At 54.0% G+C, this 18,109-nt stretch carries 22 protein-coding genes and 1 tRNA gene; 10 read left to right on the top strand and 13 right to left on the bottom strand.

Annotated elements, in window-relative coordinates:
• The first annotated feature begins 206 nt into the window (after window positions 1-206).
• Together ACT3TF_RS10560 and ACT3TF_RS10555 are read left to right on the top strand one after the other, a co-directional pair.
• Window positions 207-395, top strand: coding sequence for a hypothetical protein (locus tag ACT3TF_RS10560; RefSeq protein WP_096276126.1), 189 nt, complete (start codon window positions 207-209; stop codon window positions 393-395).
• Between the two features lie 136 nt (window positions 396-531).
• On the top strand, window positions 532-1,110 hold the full coding sequence (locus ACT3TF_RS10555; RefSeq protein ID WP_096276124.1) for an isochorismatase family protein: 579 nt from the start codon (window positions 532-534) through the stop codon (window positions 1,108-1,110).
• A 10-nt stretch (window positions 1,111-1,120) separates the two neighbouring features.
• On the opposite strand, the gene yaaA is transcribed toward ACT3TF_RS10555, so the two are convergent.
• Together yaaA and ACT3TF_RS10545 are read right to left on the bottom strand one after the other, a co-directional pair.
• Entirely contained in the window at window positions 1,121-1,900 is a 780-nt protein-coding gene (gene yaaA, locus ACT3TF_RS10550) for a peroxide stress protein YaaA (RefSeq protein WP_444672192.1), read from the bottom strand.
• Between the two features lie 151 nt (window positions 1,901-2,051).
• Window positions 2,052-3,083, bottom strand: a complete 1,032-nt coding sequence (locus ACT3TF_RS10545) for an NADP(H)-dependent aldo-keto reductase (protein WP_444624411.1) — start codon at window positions 3,081-3,083, stop codon at window positions 2,052-2,054.
• Window positions 3,084-3,331: 248 nt separating this feature from the next.
• Between ACT3TF_RS10545 and ACT3TF_RS10540 the strand changes: the two genes are divergently transcribed.
• Complete coding sequence (locus ACT3TF_RS10540; RefSeq protein WP_441684537.1) at window positions 3,332-3,826, top strand: tetratricopeptide repeat protein; 495 nt, start codon at window positions 3,332-3,334, stop codon at window positions 3,824-3,826.
• 35 nt (window positions 3,827-3,861) lie between these two features.
• Window positions 3,862-4,374 carry a hypothetical protein gene (locus ACT3TF_RS10535; protein ID WP_441684536.1) on the top strand — a complete coding sequence of 171 codons (513 nt, stop codon included), beginning with the start codon at window positions 3,862-3,864 and terminating at the stop codon, window positions 4,372-4,374.
• A gap of 21 nt (window positions 4,375-4,395) precedes the next feature.
• On the opposite strand, the gene ACT3TF_RS10530 is transcribed toward ACT3TF_RS10535, so the two are convergent.
• The 6 genes from ACT3TF_RS10530 to ACT3TF_RS10505 form a co-directional block, all read right to left on the bottom strand.
• The gene (locus tag ACT3TF_RS10530) at window positions 4,396-4,938 is read right to left on the bottom strand and encodes an LOG family protein (protein ID WP_096276113.1); all 543 of its coding nucleotides are present in this window, start codon (window positions 4,936-4,938) and stop codon (window positions 4,396-4,398) included.
• A 34-nt stretch (window positions 4,939-4,972) separates the two neighbouring features.
• A complete protein-coding gene (locus ACT3TF_RS10525) occupies window positions 4,973-5,494 on the bottom strand; it encodes a DUF501 domain-containing protein (protein ID WP_096276111.1) in 522 nt (173 codons plus the stop codon).
• Window positions 5,466-5,792 carry a hypothetical protein gene (locus ACT3TF_RS10520; protein ID WP_096276109.1) on the bottom strand — a complete coding sequence of 109 codons (327 nt, stop codon included), beginning with the start codon at window positions 5,790-5,792 and terminating at the stop codon, window positions 5,466-5,468. The genes ACT3TF_RS10525 and ACT3TF_RS10520 overlap by 29 nt, the downstream gene beginning before the upstream one ends.
• Before the next feature lie 42 nt (window positions 5,793-5,834).
• The gene (locus ACT3TF_RS10515; RefSeq protein ID WP_096276107.1) at window positions 5,835-6,242 is read right to left on the bottom strand and encodes an acyl-CoA thioesterase; all 408 of its coding nucleotides are present in this window, start codon (window positions 6,240-6,242) and stop codon (window positions 5,835-5,837) included.
• Between the two features lie 59 nt (window positions 6,243-6,301).
• The gene (locus ACT3TF_RS10510; RefSeq protein ID WP_096276105.1) at window positions 6,302-7,111 is read right to left on the bottom strand and encodes a hypothetical protein; all 810 of its coding nucleotides are present in this window, start codon (window positions 7,109-7,111) and stop codon (window positions 6,302-6,304) included.
• 84 nt (window positions 7,112-7,195) lie between these two features.
• Entirely contained in the window at window positions 7,196-7,627 is a 432-nt protein-coding gene (locus ACT3TF_RS10505) for a hypothetical protein (protein WP_096276103.1), read from the bottom strand.
• A gap of 37 nt (window positions 7,628-7,664) precedes the next feature.
• Here ACT3TF_RS10505 and ACT3TF_RS10500 point away from each other — a divergent pair, with 37 nt between their 5' ends.
• Complete coding sequence (locus tag ACT3TF_RS10500) at window positions 7,665-8,849, top strand: MalY/PatB family protein (RefSeq protein ID WP_444672191.1); 1,185 nt, start codon at window positions 7,665-7,667, stop codon at window positions 8,847-8,849.
• A 64-nt stretch (window positions 8,850-8,913) separates the two neighbouring features.
• On the opposite strand, the gene ACT3TF_RS10495 is transcribed toward ACT3TF_RS10500, so the two are convergent.
• The 3 genes from ACT3TF_RS10495 to ACT3TF_RS10485 are packed head-to-tail and all read right to left on the bottom strand — an operon-like array spanning window position 8,914 to window position 11,066.
• The gene (locus tag ACT3TF_RS10495; protein ID WP_096276099.1) at window positions 8,914-9,411 is read right to left on the bottom strand and encodes a hypothetical protein; all 498 of its coding nucleotides are present in this window, start codon (window positions 9,409-9,411) and stop codon (window positions 8,914-8,916) included.
• Entirely contained in the window at window positions 9,408-10,061 is a 654-nt protein-coding gene (locus tag ACT3TF_RS10490; RefSeq protein ID WP_096276097.1) for a DsbA family oxidoreductase, read from the bottom strand. The genes ACT3TF_RS10495 and ACT3TF_RS10490 overlap by 4 nt, the downstream gene beginning before the upstream one ends.
• Before the next feature lie 60 nt (window positions 10,062-10,121).
• Entirely contained in the window at window positions 10,122-11,066 is a 945-nt protein-coding gene (locus tag ACT3TF_RS10485) for a co-chaperone YbbN (RefSeq protein WP_444672189.1), read from the bottom strand.
• Window positions 11,067-11,258: 192 nt separating this feature from the next.
• Between ACT3TF_RS10485 and ACT3TF_RS10480 the strand changes: the two genes are divergently transcribed.
• Window positions 11,259-11,741 (top strand): lysozyme inhibitor LprI family protein, encoded by a 483-nt coding sequence (locus ACT3TF_RS10480; RefSeq protein WP_444624417.1) that lies wholly within the window; start codon window positions 11,259-11,261, stop codon window positions 11,739-11,741.
• A 137-nt stretch (window positions 11,742-11,878) separates the two neighbouring features.
• On the opposite strand, the gene ACT3TF_RS10475 is transcribed toward ACT3TF_RS10480, so the two are convergent.
• Window positions 11,879-11,955 (bottom strand) — tRNA-Met (locus ACT3TF_RS10475).
• 251 nt (window positions 11,956-12,206) lie between these two features.
• Here ACT3TF_RS10475 and phbB point away from each other — a divergent pair.
• A complete protein-coding gene (gene phbB / locus ACT3TF_RS10470; protein ID WP_444672188.1) occupies window positions 12,207-12,953 on the top strand; it encodes an acetoacetyl-CoA reductase in 747 nt (248 codons plus the stop codon).
• A gap of 112 nt (window positions 12,954-13,065) precedes the next feature.
• Here phbB and ACT3TF_RS10465 read toward each other — a convergent pair whose 3' ends face one another.
• Entirely contained in the window at window positions 13,066-15,885 is a 2,820-nt protein-coding gene (locus tag ACT3TF_RS10465) for a DUF349 domain-containing protein (RefSeq protein ID WP_444672187.1), read from the bottom strand.
• Between the two features lie 188 nt (window positions 15,886-16,073).
• Between ACT3TF_RS10465 and minC the strand changes: the two genes are divergently transcribed.
• From minC to minE, 3 genes are all read left to right on the top strand, one after another.
• Window positions 16,074-16,829, top strand: a complete 756-nt coding sequence (gene minC, locus ACT3TF_RS10460) for a septum site-determining protein MinC (protein ID WP_444672186.1) — start codon at window positions 16,074-16,076, stop codon at window positions 16,827-16,829.
• Window positions 16,830-16,983: 154 nt separating this feature from the next.
• A complete protein-coding gene (minD, locus tag ACT3TF_RS10455) occupies window positions 16,984-17,802 on the top strand; it encodes a septum site-determining protein MinD (RefSeq protein WP_096276085.1) in 819 nt (272 codons plus the stop codon).
• Window positions 17,799-18,050 (top strand): cell division topological specificity factor MinE, encoded by a 252-nt coding sequence (gene minE, locus ACT3TF_RS10450; RefSeq protein ID WP_096276083.1) that lies wholly within the window; start codon window positions 17,799-17,801, stop codon window positions 18,048-18,050. The genes minD and minE overlap by 4 nt, the downstream gene beginning before the upstream one ends.
• Window positions 18,051-18,109: the final 59 nt, after the last annotated feature.

The following is an 18,109-nucleotide window of genomic DNA, read 5'->3' as shown; positions in this document are numbered from 1 at the left end:
TGGGGGATTTTTTTTGCGTGAAAAAACGACAGTTATGCTGCTCATTATTTAACAATTTTAATGTGTTGGGTGCTTTGAAACTCGAATAAATATGTTTTAAAGGTTGTTATAACAACAGGTTGCGTATTTGTCATGGTATTGTAGACGAGCACCATCTAGTATTATGGTGAATGTGTTATGACGTAAAATCTCAGGAGGAGAAGCATATGACGATGTCATTAGCCAAGAAGTTAGCAATCGCACTATTGATGACCTTTACGGCAGGTGGGCTGATCGCTTGCGATAATAAAGGGCCTGCTGAAAAAGCCGGTGAAAGCATTGATGAGAGCGCGGAAAGTGCCGGTGAGAGCATGGAAGATCTAGGCGAAAATATTGAAGATGCTGCCGAAGACTAGGCCGAGTATTAGTTGCATGCATTAGCCAAAGCAGTCGCCGAAAAGCGGCTGCTTTGTCGTTTATGGAATGTCGACTATGGTTCTAACAGCGATATATAGCTCTAATAACGATAACAACTGAAATGTAGGAGCCGACGTGCAAATACAGCGTGATAAAAGTTTGCTCTTAATGGTCGATTTTCAAGCGCGGCTGCTGCCTGTGATTGACGGCGGTGAGGAAGCAGTTAGCGAAGCGGCTTGGCTCGGCGAAATAGCATGCTTGCTTGAGGTGCCCGTATGGCTAACCGAGCAATCGCCAGGCAAGCTGGGAGGCACGTCGACGTCATTGCTCGCCTGCCTGAGCAACCACTATCGGCTCTGGCAAAAGCAGCATTTTGGCGCCATGTCTGAAGATGATTTTCGCCAAGCGCTGAACGCTACGGGGAAAACACAGATCGTCTTGTGTGGAACGGAAGCCCATATTTGCGTACTGCAAACAGGGTTAGGGCTATTAGAGGCAGGCTACGAGCTGTACTGGCTAAGCGATGCCTCGGCTAGTCGACGTCCACAGGAAGCAGTGCTTGCCCGTGAACGCGCCTGTCAGAGCGGGGCAGTCGCGGTGTCAGCCGATATGGTGGCCTATGAATGGCTGCACCGTTGTGACACGGCGCTGTTTAAAGAGGCGCACCAGCAGCTTTTAAAGCCCCGCTCCACGCGCCCTGTCCGTTTCTTCTAGGCCTGATTCTCTAACGATCCGTTTCTTTACGGGTGAAAACGAACGTATCGCCCTGTGATGAAGCGGCATTGAAGCGATAGCCAGCGACGGTAAAGTCTTTAAGGCGGTCTGGGTCGTTGATTTGCTCCTTAATAAGCCAGGCGCTCATCAGGCCGCGCGCTTTTTTGGCATAAAAGCTAATGATTTTGAACGTGCCATTTTTCTCGTCTTTGAACACCGGTGTAATGATTCTCGCATTGAGTTTTTTAGTATCTACCGCTTTAAAGTATTCATTAGACGCAAGATTCACTAGTACGTTAGAGCCACTTTCAGAGATAGCTTCGTCGAGAGCCGGTGTCAAAATAGGCTTCCAGTAGGCGTAAAGATCACTACCTGCGCTATTGGCCAGCTTAGTGCCCATTTCCAGGCGGTAGGCTTGAATTAAATCCAAGGGCCGTAGCAGGCCATATAAGCCGGAAAGTATACGTAAGTGTGACTGCGCATAGCGATTGTCTGAATCGCTGAACAACTCCGCTTGTAGGCCGGTGTAGACGTCGCCTTGAAAGGCTTGAGCGGCAGGTTTTGCATTGCTTAGTGTAAAGGGTGGCTGCCATTCTTTAAAACGCGCAGCGTTCAGCCCCGCCAGCTTATCGCTGATGCCCATCAGCTCGCTGATTTGCTGTGGCGAGTAATCGTGCAAAATATCGATAAGCGGTTGGCTGTGAGATAAAAAGCTGGGTTGAGTGACGTCGTCAGTCGTTGACGGTGTTTCAAAATCCAGCGTTTTCGCCGGTGAAATAACGCTCAGCATCGCGTACTCCTGGAATCATCATTAGTGAGTGCAGTATACCAAGCCTTGGCGAAGGCCGAGGCTATAGACGCGATAGCTTGGTGTATGAGGGGGTAATGCGGTTTAAAGACTGCCCCTAGAGGCAGTCTTACCATCTATTTTTTAAACTCTTTTATGGGCAGGGATTCGACATTCTGCGGTGGATGCTTTCGATCGCCTCTAATACGTCGTCATCAAGCTTTAGACTTTCACTAGCAAGGTTGCTTTCCAGCTGGTTCATGGTGGTAGCACCAATAATATTGCTGGTTAAGAAGCTGCGTGAGTTAACAAACGCGAGCGCCATTTGTGCCGGGTCCAAATCATGCTGTTGGGCCAATGTCACGTAGGCCTGCGTCGCGGCTTCTGCTTCTGGCGAGGTATAGCGTTTGAAGCGCTCATAAAGTGTCAAGCGACCTTTCGATGGCTGAGCACCGTTAAGGTACTTACCCGAGAGCACGCCAAACCCTAGCGGCGAATAGGCAAGTAGGCCGACATCTTCGCGATGAGCAATCTCAGCCAAGCCCACTTCAAAGGAGCGGTTGAGAAGATTATAGGGATTTTGAATCGAAGCGACACGCGGTAGACCAAGCTGGTCAGCTAGCTGCAGTGACCGCATCACTCCCCATGGTGTTTCATTAGAAAGCCCAATGGCACGCACCTTGCCCGCATCGACTAATTCTTTAAGCGCTGAGAGCGTCTCTTCGAGTGACGTCGCTTCTTCGTCATCACTATGCATATAGCCCAATTTGCCAAAGAAGTTGGTTTGGCGGTCGGGCCAGTGGAGCTGGTAGAGGTCAACATAATCCGTATTTAGCCGCTCAAGGCTGCTATCGATGGCGCGATGGATATGATCGCGCGTCAGACGCGGCCCCCCGCGGATATGTTCAATTCCTGGGCCAACGGCCTTCGTGGCAATAATGACATCGTCTCTTGAGCCGCGCTGTTTTAGCCAGCTACCGACATACTGCTCGGTGAGGCCTTGAGTTTTGGCCAGCGGAGGAACGGGATACATTTCAGCGGTATCAATGAAATTAATACCAAACGCCACGGCGCGATCAAGCTGTTCGTGAGCTTCGGCTTCGCTATTTTGCTCACCAAACGTCATCGTTCCTAAGCAGAGTCTGCTGACCTCCATACCCGTTCTGCCAAGTGGGCGCGTTTGCATATGTATCTCCTAGCTAAGGTGGAATTGCGGCAAGATAAGCAGCCATTACTCGAATAGTTCACGGCGTGTGTAGGGCATGTTAGCGAGGCGTTGCAAAAGCAGCAAATTAATGGGGTTGAGTCGTCGCTAAGGCAGGCGTATGCTTGCCAGCCCGTCGACCGGCTAAAGGCCGGTTTCTTGTGTGGTTGGCGTCAATTTTTGAGTGACTGCTAGCCCAAGGTTTCAACAGATAGGCAGGTTTGTTTGCCATGTTGCAGGCATCAATGTTGTTTATTCAGCTAGAATTTAGATTGGCTGAAAGGTTGTCTCATAATCGCTGGCTGCTGCCGCGCTCAAAGCGTACGCAGCGCTTAACGATGCGTTTATTTAAACGCTGTGCAGACGCGGGGCATCCTGATGCGCTGTCTATGTATGGCCACATGTTGTTTCATCGCAGCCAAACCCCGCAAGATAAAGCGCGCGGTGCGCGTTACGTGCTGGAAGCCGCGCATGCAGGGGACCTAAAGTCACAGTATCAGGTCGCGCAAATTCACGAACATGGCTGTGTTCAATACCCCCGTCGCGAAGACTACGCGGTTACTTGGTACGCGCGTGCCGCTCAAGCCGGCCATTGTTTAGCCGCTGAGCGCCTTGCTCAAGCCTACCGCTTGGGTGAGCTAGGATTGGCCGTTGACGGTGAACAGGCGGCTTACTGGCAGCGACAGGCTATTGCGCAGCCGCTAGATGAAGCAGCCGCGGCCTGAAGCCGTTACTGCTTTTTGATTGAGTGAGGAAGTTTGTGTCCGAGACGCTACCCACAGTGTTAGATATTGAAGCGTCCGGGTTTGGGCGTGGCAGCTATCCCATTGAAGTGGGTATCGCACGTGCTGATGGAAGCTGTTGCGCTTTCCTCATTCAACCACTTGATGAGTGGACACACTGGGATCCTAAGGCCGAGCTGCTGCACGGCATCTCCCGTGATCGTCTTACCCGGGAAGGCTATCCGGTTCGTCAAGTCGCGCAATGGCTGAACGATGAGATGGGCGAATTGGGAAAGGCCTACAGCGACAGCTGGGGCTACGACAATACCTGGCTCTCATTACTCTTTCACCACGCAGGAATGCTGCCGCGTTTTCGTCTTGAGGCATTAAGGATTCTGCTTAGCGAAGACCAGCAGGCGCTGTGGAGCGATACCAAAGAAACGCTGATCTCCGAGCGCGGCATTCACCGCCATCGTGCTGGTGAAGATGCCCGCTTACTGCAGCTTACCTATCAGCATACCCGCCATCTCACCGAGCATGTGGGCCGCTAGCCACGTTCTGTTCCTTCCGCATTAAAGCTGCTCTTCTAGCGCATCAAGTAATTCATTGGGCGTCGCTGCGTCCAGTAACATGTCGCGAGTCGCTGAGGCTAAAAAGCCATGGCCGACGGTGCTGTCTAAAAAGGTTAGCAGCGGTGAGTAGAACTCATCAATATTCAGCAAGCCCATCGGTTTGGTATGCAGGCCTAGATAACCCCACGTCCATGTTTCAAACAGCTCTTCAAATGTCCCAATGCCGCCGGGTAACGCGATAAAAGCATCGGCATTCGCCGCCATGGTGGCTTTGCGTTCGTGCATATTGCGCACTCGGATCAGTTCGCTTAAGCCAAAATGCGCCTGCTCGCGATCAACCAAGTGGTCGGGCATCACGCCAATGACGTCGCCGCCAGCCTCCAAAGCCGCATTCGCCAGTTCGCCCATAAGGCCAAGGCGTGCGCCGCCATAAACCAACGTGTGGCCACGTGCAGCCAGTGCACGGCCGAGCGCATTGGTTGCCAGACGAAAGCCTGGGCTGTTGCCTTCACGGGAGCCAAGATAAACACAAATTCTAGACATCCAGTTAATTCCTTATGCTAAAAATGAGCAATTGCTAGGGCAGGTGGCGGTCGATCTGATGCTGCTGATCCATCCATTGACCGATCACATTGTCACCACATAGATGGTGGGCGTACTGAGTATGCAGGCAGCGAATCTGTTGCCAATTGCTAATGCCACCAATGCCGCGCTCGGTCAGCACGTCGGTATAGCCGAGCTGTGCGACTTCATCACGCTGAGCGGCGCTCATATAGTCCCAGCGAGCGGTGACGTAATCGCGGTGACTCTGCTGGTAAGCCTCAAGAAACTCGGGCTCTTCCTGAAGACGTTGCTCCAGCGCTTTGATAACGCCAACGGCCTCAATGCGTGAAATCTCGACTTTAAGCACGTCTGAGCAAAGCCAGTACAGCGTTGGAAAGGGTTTGCCATCAACAATGGGAGCCATACGCAGAACTAGTGGCGTACCTTCACCGTCAGTGGCGGCAACGGCTTCGATACCACGCGGTGCGCGGCCAAGTTGTTGGGCAATAATGGCGAGCTGACGCTCGTCAGGAACCTGATTGGTGCGTATCACCATTGGGCTGGTCTCTCACAAATTTATTTGAGCGGCCAACAGCACGGAAAAAGCAGCGGTTGAGCTGTTCGGGTGACGCGACATAGCACCACGTCCGCTCACAGTATTCAGCGGCTCGTGCCATTAACACGTCATAAAGGCGGTTGAAGGGGGCATCATAATCGTAGGGGTCGGCACCGAACAAGCGGATATGCGGATAGTCGGCGAAGCGTTCCATAAAATAATGCTCAAGGTCAGCCTCGACAGCACGATGCTGGGCAACGTTGTCAGGGTCTAGCCAGAGAGTGTAACGGATTGCCATTGTACGGGCTCCTGTTGCCCCAGCTGCCTGGGGCGACGTCAATCAGGCAGGTTCAGGCGCATCCTGTACATGCGCCGTTAGCGCTTCGCGCAGGCCGTCCTTGATCGGTACAGCGCATTTGGCCTGATGGTCATATTGCACCATAACGGCGTGACCAAGATTGGTGAGCTTGCCGTGCTGGCGTGCCTCCTGGGTCACTGTAAACGAGCTATTGCCTAGTCGGGTTAAGTAAGTGCGTATTTCGATATCGTGACCGTAAAACAGTTCAGCTCGATAGTCGACTTCCATGCGCGCCATGATCAAACGCCACTGCTTAGGGTTTAAATCGGGTGTGAAGAGCTTAAACAAGTCATTGCGGGCGAGTTCAAACCACGCGGGTAGCCGCGTGTTATTAATATGCCCTAGCGCGTCGGTGTCATAAAACGCGGGCTCAATAGTGCGGGTAAACATGGCGTATCCTCATTGTTAGCAACGCAGCTCATTTAGGATTATCCCAACCAAGCTCTTGGTCAAGTGGTGCGGCGCTGATACCAAGCGGTCAATTGCATCCATCCCAGCAGCCATAGCGTCGCCGCTGCGAACCCAGCCAATGTGCCCCACAAAAGCCCTAGCGAACTATAAGTGTAGGAAACGCATAGCGTGTAACTTAGCAGTGAGCCTAGTCCCATCGGGAAATGCTTAATGACAGTGGCTACCGGTGCCATGCCATGGTTCAAGTGAAGGATCAGCAGAAAGGGCAGCATAGTGACAGGAAAAGCAGCCAGGGTGCCTGCCCAGGCGGGCGGGAGCCAATGCGCTAGCCGCGTGATTGTAAACACGATGATGGTTGCAAGGCAGGCGCGTGCGGCCAGCGCTGATAGTGAAAATGCACGGCTAGCGGGACTTTTTACATCAGGGATCGCGCGGAACAGCGTACTAAACACGCCAATAGCGCACAGTGTTACTAGCGTACCGCTGAGTCGGGTGAAGTCAAACTGAGTGAGTAGGCTGCTGGCAGTGAACCATGCTATAAAGCCACCGGCCACGCCGCTCGCCATGCCTTTAATGCCGGGCTGTCGTCCGCCTGCCACTAAGTAACCAGCGCCTAACGCTATTGTCGCGGTAAAGCCCGCCAGTGTATGTATCGCGCTTTGGGTTGCAAATGTTGGAGAAATTTCTAAACCAATAAAAAACAGCGTCAAGGACGTTCCTAGCGGGTAGCCGGCGAGTAGCCCGGCCGTACGAGGGCTCGTACGCATCGCAATCGCACCCAGGCCTAATACCATGCTGATTGAGAGGCTGAGTTTCGCTAGCTGCCAAGTGAGCGGAATTTCTAACATGCGGCGTTGCCCTTACGGTTATGGTATCGCTATTTTGATTTTAAGTATTTTATTTTAAAGATATTGATGCATAAGCATCGTCATTTAGACTAAGCGCAGCCCTTGCTGGTCGCGCCACGCGGCCTCTAGCGCATTGTCTAGCGGTGCTTTTAAATGCGTGGGGAGCGCCTCATGAGCGGCCTGTAGTGAGTCAAACGATCGGTTCCGCAGCCAGCAGTAGGCCCAGGCACAGGCTTCAGCATCGCTATTCGGTGTCGGGCGAGCGGGCATTTGATTGAGCAGAAATACCGCCGTACGGGGTGCCCAGAGGGGAATGTCATCCGCGCTGGCCGTGCTCCATGCATCGAGCGTTGAGCCGCTCGGCGTGCTTTCAGGCTCACCCAGCTTGGCCACCCGTGCCGTCTCGGCGAGAATCAGCGCCAAGCGGTCAGCATCCGCCTGGCCTAGTGCACGCCACTGGCGCAAAAGAGCGGGAAGCCCAGCGCGCATCTTGGTATAAAAGTCATCTTGCGGCATGCTCAGCACAACTCCTATTGAATGAGTGAGATTTTTTATGGCCTATGATTTTGCCACGCCTATTGAACGCCGCCATCCAGAAGGTGGCTGGGCATCACAGAAATGGCACCGTTACGGTGACAATATCTTACCTCTGTGGGTTGCCGATATGGACTTTTGCTCGCCGCCAGCGGTCATTGATGCGCTACAGGCGAGAGTGGCCCACGGTGTTTATGGCTATGGCGAAGTGCCGGCTACGTTAACAGAAACGCTGTGTCAGTGGAGTGCTCAACACTATGACTGGCGCATTCAACCCGAGTGGCAGCAGTGGTTGCCTGGGGTGGTGCCGGCATTGCACCTAGCAGCGTTGGCCCTGACTGAACCTGGCGACGGCGTATTGACCGTCGCACCGATCTACCCACCTTTCTTAGCGGTGGCTGAGCGAACGGGGCGGCTGCCTCAGCAGGCCATGCTGGCGCAACCTACCGCGCCGGGCGAGCCTTGGCAGCTCGATATCGCTGCTCTAGAGGCGGCAATTACGCCTAGAACACGCTTGTTACTGTGGTGTCAGCCTCATAACCCGACCGGCCGTGTATGGCGACATGAAGAGCTGGCAGCGCTGGCTACGCTGGTGGAGCGCCACGACCTTTGGGTAGTGTCAGACGAGCTGCACTGTGACCTGCTATTAAACGAGGGGGCGCAGCATCGCCCGTTGGCCGCGGCGTTTCCTGGACTAGCGAAGCGCACCATTACGCTGTGGGCACCGTCTAAAACCTTTAATTTAGCCGGTTTAACCAGCGCCTGCGCGGTGATTCCCGATGCTAAGCTGCGCAAGCGATTTGCCGCCGCAGCAAAAGGGCTGCTTCCTGACGGTAATGTGCTGGGCTTGGTTGCGGCGGAGGCCGCTTATCGTGAAGGAGAGGCGTGGCGACAGGCACTGTTAAATGTATTACGCGAGAATCGCGACACCCTGCAAGCGCGCGTGGCGACTTGGCCGGGCGTTAATTGGCATGCGTCTGAGGCCACCTATTTGGCATGGCTAGATATGCGCGAGGCGGGGCTGGGTGAGGCGCCATATCAAACACTGCTGAGCGAGGTGGGCGTGGCGCTCTCGGACGGAGCAGCCTTTGGTTGCCCCGGCTTTGTGCGGCTTAACTTTGGCACCACTGCTTCTCAGCTGGAAGTGGCGTTGTCGCGTATGGACGCCATGTTGAAAAACAAAGGCGTTAGATACGGAGATTAAGGCATCGCTAAGTACAGGGAGGGGCGCAGACTAAACGCCGCGACCCCTCTTCCGAGAGGGCGTGCTACTGGCGCTGCTTCAGCTCTGCACTCAGGCGATCGTTCATGGCATACATATCATCACACAGCGCCTGGGAAGGCTGGTGGTTAGAACCAGGCTCCATCATTTCCAGTTCGTCTGCGTGCTTAGCAATCGTATTATTCACACCTGCATTCTGAAGAATGCTTTCCATTTCAGCCATTGCATCGCTGTTTTGAGCGTCCGAGGACATTCTTTGCTCGGCAAACTGCGCCATCTGAATTTGAACTTCCTGATTGGCAGTCATCAGCGCTTCGGCTGAGCACTCTTGTGTTTGTGCGCTAGCAGCATGGCTGACGAAGAGGCCTAGGAGCACGAGTGCGGAGATAGTTTTTTTCACGAAACGATACATCCTATGATAATGGGCAATCGCCCATGCTATAACAATTTTATGCCAGTTGCTAAAAGCATTCTGCAAGTAGCAAGGTTCGTTGGAACGAGCGCTGCAGCTATATCTGGCAACAGAGCTTGCATGCCACTTCAATCCTGCATCTCCTCCAACTGCTCCAGAATATGGGTGTAGTTTGCTATTCCCTGTGCGCCCGTCACAAGATGACGGCGATTGAAAATAACGGCTGGCACGCCTTGAATGCCTTGTTCCCGCGAAACGCGCTGCGCATCGCGCACTTCTTCAGCAAAGCGTTGACTCTCAAGAATCGCTAGAGCTTCGGAGCGATCCAGGCCAATCTCTGCGGCTATTTCTGCCAGCACATGGTTGTCAGAAAGATGGCGCTGATGGGTGAAGTGAGCAGTAAAAAGAGCCAGTTTAAGATCGTGCATACGCTCTTGCTGGCCGGCCCAATGCAGAAGCTGGTGTATGTTGAAGGTGTTGTACGTACGCGTATCGTCACTGAAGCGGAACTCGAACCCGACATCTGCACCAAGCGCTGTCATCTTGCGCCGACTCTCTTCGGACTCCTGGGCACTGGTACCATATTTCTCAGCAATATGGTCGCGCAGGTTTTGGCCCTCAGGCGGCATGTCAGGGTTCAGCTCAAATGAGTGCCAATGAATCTCATGCGCTGTGTCGGTTGCTTTTAACGCCTCGGCCAGTTGTCGGTAGCCGATGATGCACCAGGGGCAAACGACATCCGACACGATATCTATGCGTAATGGCTTGTCTTGTTTGTTCATGATTCCTCAAGCAGCGTTGTCAGATATGCGCGCCATGCGTAAGAAGATGTGAAAAGTTGCTTAATAGAGCATTGCAAAGAGTTTGCGGCGGTAGGCAACGGTCAGTGGATGGTCCGCGCCTAGCGCATCGAACGCCTGAAGGAGCGTTTTACGCGCTGCGTCATCGTTGTAGGCGCGGTCTTGTTTCATCAGAGCAAGCAGCGCCTGTAAGCCTTCATCATAGTGGCCATCCGCGATTTGGCGCAGAGCCCGCTGATACTGCGCCTCGCTATCGGTGCGATCAGCAAGCGCGGCGATCTCGTCAGCCGAGAGTGCCTGCTCGCTAAACTCGATGCTGGCACGTACTCCACGCGCAGGCGCGGCATCGCGTTCTTCCGGCGGCAAATTATTCAGCACGTCTCGCGCTTCGTCATAGCGATTTTCGGCGACCAGCACGCGCGCAAACGCTATTTGATAGGCATAGTGTTCAGGATATTGGCCGATGAGCGTTTGATAAATGTCGCGCGCGCCAGCGGTATCGCCTGCTTTTAGGGCTTCTTCCGCCAGATCTTCTGGGCTGGGCGGGGCTTCGCCGGAAGCGGGGAAGTAGCGGTTTAACCACTCACGCACTTCTTTTTCAGGCCGCGCACTTTGGAAGCCATCCACTAAGCCACCCTGACTGATTAGCTTCACATCAGGCACAGAGCTCACGCCTAGCTGACCAGCAATTTCTGGATTGGTATCAATGTCGAGCTTGGCAAGTAGGAAGGCGCCTGCGTATTCAACCGCTAGCTTTTCCAGCACCGCGAGTAGCGTCCTGCATGCCTCGTTGGCAGGCGAGTAGCAGCCCATTAGCACCGGAACCTGCTTTGATGCTTCCAGAATCTGCTGAATATTGCCTGCATTCAGCTCAATAATGACATCTTCGGGACGTACGTTTGCTCGCTCAGCGTTCGCGGTCGTCGTTGCGGTATTGTCAGGATCGGCAGTAAGCGGCTTACCCGAGCGGGGGTCAATAATTTGCATGGCTAGACTCAACCTTAAAAAAGAAGAAAGCTACCCATGATATGCAGGCGCTGCGGGGAATATTCAACCGTGACATTGGCTGGCAAGGAATATAGAAGCGCTTAATCATGCTATAACAATGGGAAAGCTGATACGGTGTTCGTATCTTAGATGCGTTACAAGTAAAGATACGCCGTCATGGAAGGAATACTGATGATGTTAGTGAAGCTACCTAGGCTACGCCTGTGCCTTGTCGGCATTGTTGCTTGGGCTTTATGCACAAGTACGTCTTATGCTCAGGATGAGCAGCCGTATCGTCAGAGTATCGAAGAGTGTTTGGCGGCGACTGACACCTTTGGAGAGAAGGTCGATTGTATTGGTCAGCCGGCGCATGAGTGCATGGCTAATCGTAGCGATGGCGATACGGCAGAGGCGATGACCGAATGCTACGAGGATGTGCTGCAGTCTTGGGATGCTAGGTTGAGTGAGGCCTATAGCGCAATGCAGGCCGAGCAATCCACTGAGCTTCTGCGCACACAGTTACTCGATGCGCACCGCACTTGGCTGTCTTTTCGCGATGGCATGTGTGAATTCATTTCGGTTCAAGACCCCACCATCGCCAATCTTTCTGAGATGCAGTGCGTCACGCAGTTGACGGGCGAGCAGGCGCTGCGCTTAGAATCTATGTTGGAGTAGTGCATGCTTGAGTGAATTAAGCTTAGCTGCCAAAGATTGATCGTTGAGAGGGATGTCATTCAGCATAGATAGGGAGTTTTCTGGAACCCAGAAAGCAAAAAAACCAACACCCATAAGGTATTGGCTTCTTCTATATTTGGTAGCGGGGACCGGATTTGAACCGATGACCTTCGGGTTATGAGCCCGACGAGCTACCAGACTGCTCCACCCCGCATCAACTTGTGGCGTATTCTACAGGCTTTTTGCGTGAAGTCAACAGGCGTATTAACACGTTCGGCTTATAGCGGTTCGCGGCGTACTACTGCAATATTAAGGGCGTATCGCGATGCTTCAAATAGTCACAATAAAAAGCTTACGCTGGTGTATTGCTTGACCAACGGGCGCACTAGAGTAGTACAGGCGCAGGCGCAGGCGTAGTGCTGTGCTGTTAGGTTCAAGTCATTTGTCATATCAGGGAGGTAGTCAATGGCCAATCAAGCCCCCGTCGCCTGGGTAACTGGTGGAACTGGTGGTATCGGTACGGCGATTTGCCGTTCGTTGGCAGATGCGGGTTATCTGGTCGTCGCGGGTTACCGCAACCCCGATAAGGCCAAAACCTGGCTAGAAACGCAGCAGGCTGACGGCTATAGCGATATCGAACTATCCGGCGTCGACCTGTCCGATCACAATGCCTGCCTGGAAGGTGCCCGCGAAATTCATGACAAGTACGGACCCATCAGTGTGCTCGTGAACTGTGCGGGCATTACGCGTGATGGCACCATGAAAAAAATGTCTTATGAGCAGTGGTACGAAGTGCTCGATACCAACCTCAACAGCGTTTTTAATACGTGCCGCAGCGTCATTGAGATGATGCTTGAGCATGGCTATGGACGGGTTATTAATATTTCATCCATTAATGGCCGCAAGGGGCAGTTTGGCCAGGTCAACTACGCGGCCGCCAAAGCTGGGATGCACGGTTTAACCATGTCATTGGCGCAGGAAACAGCGACCAAGGGTATTACCGTTAATACCGTATCGCCTGGCTACATCGCCACCGATATGATTATGAATATTCCAGAAAAAGTGCGTGAAGCCATCAGGGAAACGATTCCAGTGAAGCGCTATGGTACGCCGGAAGAGATTGGCCGTCTGGTCACTTTCTTAGCCGATAAGGAGTCAGGATTTATTACGGGCGCTAACATCGATATCAATGGCGGTCAGTTTATGGGCTAGTGGCTCGCTATTAGCTGATAACGGCATGTGTGCTTGGTTATGTGAACACGCAAACGGGAGGCTTTTCAGCCTCCCGTTATTGTTTTATCGATGGCGTTAAGCCACGCTTTCGCTAAGGCAGCGGCACTCTTGCTAGCCGGCTCAGTAGATTATCAAACTCTTCCACTTCAGCGGCCCATAGCGCGGCAGGCATCGGCCCTAGCGCCAATAGTGCAGCTAAAATGTCGGTGACATTCTGGTCACGGCTACGTTCTTGATTAAAGCCTTCATTCAGGCGCTCTACCTGAATGGCAAGGCGTAAAGGCTCATCGCTTTGGCGCACGCTGCCCAGTGCCAGCATTGAAAGGTGCACTCTCAAGCGAGCGAGAGAGTCAGCTATTTTGCTGAGTTCCGCATCTGAGAGCGGTGCCTTAACGCTGAGGCGCTGTTCATTGCGTGCGTGATGAGCGGCGATGAACTCTGCGGGAAGCGCAGCGCTGAGTATCGTTTGAGCATCAACATCGTCGGCAATGGCTTCGCCTAGATAGTGCTCGTCGGCAGCTAAGTGAGCATTCACTAACGGCATGATGGCGTGCCACTGCTGGACCGTATCGGCGATCGCAAGACGGTTCAAGCGCTCTCGTCGCGCGCGGACTATGCCGCTCATGCGGCGCTGCATGCCTTCGCTACGTCGATTATGTGGCAGCGGTTCTAGCTGGCTGGCCTGCTTGAGGAAGTTGTCTAGGCTGGTCGCCTCGCTGACGTTAATGGGCTGCCAGCTCTCCATTTGGTCAATTAGCGTCTGCATATCATCCAGCTGTTTTTGCTGACGCGCGGCCTGCTCGTTTTTATGCGCATCGCGCTGGGCAAAGAGCTGATCGCACTCGTGACGAAAGTTTTTCCAAAGCGCTTGCTCTTCACCCTTAGGCGCACGGCCTAGTGCACGCCACTGGTGCTGAAGCTGTTTCGTCAGATGGATACGCTGTGCCAGCGGCTGGCTATCGTCGCTGCGCAGCGCTACGACTTGGCTAATCAGCGCCAATTTTTGTGATGCGATGGTCTCAGCGCGCTGGTCTATCAGCGTTTGCAGGCGATGACGAATGACGCCAAAGCGACGCCCTACGGCCTCAGAGCCTTCTCGCGGGATGGGACTGTAATGGCGCCATTGATGGCGTGCTTTATCGCGAATCTGTCGAAGTATATCGGGGTCAGCATCTTCTGCGGGCTGTTCCAGTAGGCTTTCAAGCTGATCGCAAAGGGTCTCGCGAGCTTTCAGGTTGGCCGCGCGCTCTTCGCTCAATTGATCCCGCCAAGGGGCCAGGCGTTCATGAATGCTGTCTGAAGCGGTGCGAAAACGAGCGGACTGCTCTCGATTAGCCGCCGCGTCACCCAGGGATTTCCACTCTTTGACCAGCTGGCGATGATGACGGTCGAGCGCTTCTTCGTCCATGTGCAGATCGCTGGCCAGTGCTTCAATGCTGGCGCACAGCTGCTCTCGTTTTGGCCCGGCGACAAAGCCACGCCAATCGCGAAGCTCTGCAAGTCGGGCGGCAAGATGCTTTAAACGTACTTTGAGAGGCTGGGCAGCGATGCTTTCTAGTGCTTCTATGTTGGGTTTAAGCCGCTGGTGAAGCCGGCTAGCGCTCTTAAAGGCACCGCGTTCTAGCAACTGCTCAAATGTATCCAGCTCCGCCGCATGGGTCTCTACTGTGGCCGTATCTTCAGTGGTCGGCTGTGCCGGGGCGGCATTTTCCGCGCTGAGAGCCGCCTGGGCGCGGCTCAGTAAGCTTGGCGACGAAAAGCTTTCGGGCCACTGGCACTGAGCAACCAGCGTTGCCAAATCCGAGTGATCGCCATTGCCCAGGGCAATTTCGATAGCAGGGCTGGTAGCGCTCCAGCGTTGCCATGTTTCTAAGCACTGGTCGTAGTGCTGAATGGCCCTTGCATGGCGTTGGCGGAGGGTGTCGCTAGGCGGATGCATGTCGGACAGCGTTTGCCAGCGCTGGCCTAGAAGCTGGCGCTGGGCGCGCAGGCTGTCGATATCTTGGACAGTTATGGCGCTGGCATGACGCAGGCCGTCAAGGGTCTCTTCGATACCTTCAAGCAGCTGCTCGCGGGTATTTTCGGCTTCGTCGCGCTGCTCTGCACTTTGCTGGCGCGCCTGCTTTTGGGTTTCGTGGTCGTGCAACGTCTTGCGGCCGCTGAGCAGGGCGTGATGAAAACGTTGGTCCTGCTCAACGCTGGCGGGCTGAGTAAGCTGTTCCCACTGGCGATGGAGGTGGCGGAGACGGCCGCCGTAAAGAGGCTCCCAGGGCGCACGGGCATGCTGCTCAAGCTGATTAAGCAGCTTTTCTCGCTGCTGCTCTTCGGCTTCCTGCCACTGAGCGTCGCTGCGTAGGCGGTTAAGGCGATCACGCGCTAAGCGAACCACCTGGCGATCACGGCGGGCTTCTTTCAGTAACCGCTTCAGCCCTTCTTCGTCTTCAATGCGCTCGGCGGCCTGATGGCGAACGGCCGCCACGCCGTTATGACACGCCTGATGAATCAAGTCATTGTCATCAGTGAGCTTATCCAGTGCGCTCATGCGCAGACTGAGATTATCGCCTTGCAAGGCAACGGCGCTCAGCGCTCGCGGCTCGTCGATCTGCTCAATAAGTGTTTGGCGCTGCTGCAGATCGGTATGGCCCTCACGTCCACTTATCCGTTGGCAGACGGCATTAAACCAGGCGTCTTCTTGCAGGTGTTGTGGATACGCTTTGACGAGGCCCGCACAGTCATCAAGGGCGAGCAGCGCGGCAAGCTGAATGTGACTATCGCTATCTTGAGCGAGCGACTGCAGCGCTTGGCGCTGTTCGTTATGCTGTGGGTCGAGTCGCTGGAGAGCCTGGCGGCGGACCTCAGGGTCCGGGTGCTGCCACCGAGGGGCGAACAGGCGTCTTAACAGTCCGTGCATGGATCATCCTGCTGTATGAGGTGTATAGCGCTAAAAAAAAGCAGTCTTCTACGACAAGGCGGTTGCAGTCACCGGCGCTGTCGCTTAGCTTGGTCTTACTATGATCTGGTAAGCGACTATTTTCTACATCACAATGCGTGAATAGTGCGCTACCTTTATCTAATCTAAACATGACATGGAGTTCGGCCATGAGCCTTAACTTGGATAGTGCCGCAGTGGCCTTTACCTTCAAAGGTGGCATGCTGCCGATGACCGTCATGGAGCTAAGCAGCGCTGACCCGGAACGTATCCGTTTGCAGCTGGCCGGCAAGCTATCGCAGGCCCCCGCATTCTTTCAGCATACACCGGTTGTGCTCAGCGTGGAAAAGCTGAATGAACCCCACTTAGCCCTTGAGCGTATTTGTGCTGTGTGTCGGGATCACAAACTTTTGCCTGTGGCCGTGCGTGGAGGAACCGAGCCGGTGCGCCAGTCGGCATGGGCACTTGGACTGGGCTGGTTTCCTCCGGTTGAAGAAGGCCGTGCACGCGCGCTTGAAAGTGTCGATAGAACGCCAGTGCATGAAGTAACCGCTGAAGACGCGACAAGACAAAATGAGCAGTCAGATGCGGCTGCACTTGGTACACGGCTTTTCCGTGGCACTGTCCGTTCGGGGCAGCAGGTCAGTGCCTCTGAGGGAGATCTGGTTGTGATTGGCGCCGTCAATGCCGGGGCGGAGGTACTAGCCGCCGGCAGTATTCATGTGTATGGCGCGCTGCGTGGTCGTGCTTTAGCGGGTATTCACGGCAATATTCAGGCGGGTATTTACTGCCGTGAACTTGAGGCGGAGCTGTTATCCGTGGCGGGTAATTACAAGCGCATGGAAGATATTGATTCACAGCTGCTGGGGCGGCCAGCAGAAGTTCACTTTACAAAAGAACAGCTTGAAATTAAGCCACTCGGTTAATGTGGTGCGACCGCGGGCAGGCGCTTTACGCCTAGCGACGCCGAAGACACTATCCGTTACAGTGTGGCAAGTTGATAACATTGACGTTCCCGTTATGCGTAGAGCGCTTGATCACTCGCGCTCACGACAAATGACTTCAAGAAGGAAGTGACCTTTGGCCAAAATAATTGTAGTGACCTCTGGTAAAGGAGGGGTTGGTAAAACCACCAGTGCAGCAGCAATAGCCACAGGGCTTGCGCTGCGTGGTAAAAAAACCGTCGTCATCGATTTCGATGTAGGTCTGCGTAATCTGGACCTCATCATGGGCTGCGAGCGTCGCGTGGTGTACGACTTAGTCAACGTTATTCAAGGCGAAGCAGGGCTGAATCAGGCGTTGATTCGCGATAAGCGCGTTGAAAATTTGTTTATTTTGCCGGCCTCACAAACCCGCGACAAAGATGCGTTAACCCAGGAAGGCGTTGCCGAAATCCTGGAGAAGCTGAAAGAAGATTTCGATTTCATTCTGTGTGATTCCCCCGCGGGTATTGAGCGCGGCGCGCAGCTGGCTATGTATTTTGCCGATGAAGCGGTTGTAGTGACCAACCCTGAAGTCTCGTCAGTGCGCGACTCAGACCGTATTTTAGGGCTGCTGGCCTCTAAAACGCGCCGCGCAGAGCAGGGTGAAGACCCTATTAAAGAGCACCTGTTGGTGACGCGTTACAACCCTGAACGAGTCACCTCTGGTGACATGCTGACACTGGACGATATTCGCGAAATTCTAGCAATTAATTTGCTGGGCTTAATTCCTGAGTCAGAAGCCGTGCTACGCGCATCTAACCAGGGCGTACCCGTTACGCACGATATCTCTAGCGATGCAGGCCAAGCATACAGCGATACGGTATCGCGCTTGCTCGGTGAAGACATACCGCTGCGCTTTCATGAGGTGCAGCGCAAAAGTCTACTGAGCCGCATGTTCGGGGGAGGTCGTCGATGAAATTACTGGAATTTTTGAAGCGTGAGCGCAGGAAATCCGCTTCGGTGGCAAAAGAGCGTTTGCAAATCATTGTCGCGCATCAGCGTGGTCAGCGCGGTCAGCCGGATTATATGCCGCTGCTTGAGCGCGAGCTGCTAGAGGTGATTCGTCGTTACGTTAAGGTAGACGACGATGCGATTCAGATTTCGCTGGACAGTGAAGATAACTGTTCCGTGCTGGAGCTGAACGTCACTCTGCCTAAGGGTTGAGGTCAAGCGCTGAGTCAAAGCGCTGAAGACGCGGCGAAAGGGGTGGCGGGTGTGCTAGG

Source organism: Halomonas sp. AOP25-F1-15 (assembly GCF_052378675.1).
Lineage (GTDB): Bacteria > Pseudomonadota > Gammaproteobacteria > Pseudomonadales > Halomonadaceae > Vreelandella > Vreelandella casei.
Note: the sequence above shows the minus strand (reverse complement) of the source record. Positions and strands in the feature narration are given on the sequence as shown.

Coding starts and splice junctions, on each gene's coding strand:
- ACT3TF_RS10560 (WP_096276126.1), top strand. CDS start 207: ATGACGATGTCATTAGCCAAGAAGTTAGCAATCGCACTATTGATGACC.
- yaaA (WP_444672192.1), bottom strand. CDS start 1,900: ATGCTGAGCGTTATTTCACCGGCGAAAACGCTGGATTTTGAAACACCG.
- ACT3TF_RS10545 (WP_444624411.1), bottom strand. CDS start 3,083: ATGCAAACGCGCCCACTTGGCAGAACGGGTATGGAGGTCAGCAGACTC.
- ACT3TF_RS10540 (WP_441684537.1), top strand. CDS start 3,332: ATGTTGCAGGCATCAATGTTGTTTATTCAGCTAGAATTTAGATTGGCT.
- ACT3TF_RS10530 (WP_096276113.1), bottom strand. CDS start 4,938: ATGTCTAGAATTTGTGTTTATCTTGGCTCCCGTGAAGGCAACAGCCCA.
- ACT3TF_RS10525 (WP_096276111.1), bottom strand. CDS start 5,494: ATGGTGATACGCACCAATCAGGTTCCTGACGAGCGTCAGCTCGCCATT.
- ACT3TF_RS10520 (WP_096276109.1), bottom strand. CDS start 5,792: ATGGCAATCCGTTACACTCTCTGGCTAGACCCTGACAACGTTGCCCAG.
- ACT3TF_RS10515 (WP_096276107.1), bottom strand. CDS start 6,242: ATGTTTACCCGCACTATTGAGCCCGCGTTTTATGACACCGACGCGCTA.
- ACT3TF_RS10510 (WP_096276105.1), bottom strand. CDS start 7,111: ATGTTAGAAATTCCGCTCACTTGGCAGCTAGCGAAACTCAGCCTCTCA.
- ACT3TF_RS10505 (WP_096276103.1), bottom strand. CDS start 7,627: ATGCCGCAAGATGACTTTTATACCAAGATGCGCGCTGGGCTTCCCGCT.
- ACT3TF_RS10500 (WP_444672191.1), top strand. CDS start 7,665: ATGGCCTATGATTTTGCCACGCCTATTGAACGCCGCCATCCAGAAGGT.
- ACT3TF_RS10490 (WP_096276097.1), bottom strand. CDS start 10,061: ATGAACAAACAAGACAAGCCATTACGCATAGATATCGTGTCGGATGTC.
- ACT3TF_RS10485 (WP_444672189.1), bottom strand. CDS start 11,066: ATGCAAATTATTGACCCCCGCTCGGGTAAGCCGCTTACTGCCGATCCT.
- ACT3TF_RS10480 (WP_444624417.1), top strand. CDS start 11,259: ATGATGTTAGTGAAGCTACCTAGGCTACGCCTGTGCCTTGTCGGCATT.
- phbB (WP_444672188.1), top strand. CDS start 12,207: ATGGCCAATCAAGCCCCCGTCGCCTGGGTAACTGGTGGAACTGGTGGT.
- ACT3TF_RS10465 (WP_444672187.1), bottom strand. CDS start 15,885: ATGCACGGACTGTTAAGACGCCTGTTCGCCCCTCGGTGGCAGCACCCG.
- minC (WP_444672186.1), top strand. CDS start 16,074: ATGAGCCTTAACTTGGATAGTGCCGCAGTGGCCTTTACCTTCAAAGGT.
- minE (WP_096276083.1), top strand. CDS start 17,799: ATGAAATTACTGGAATTTTTGAAGCGTGAGCGCAGGAAATCCGCTTCG.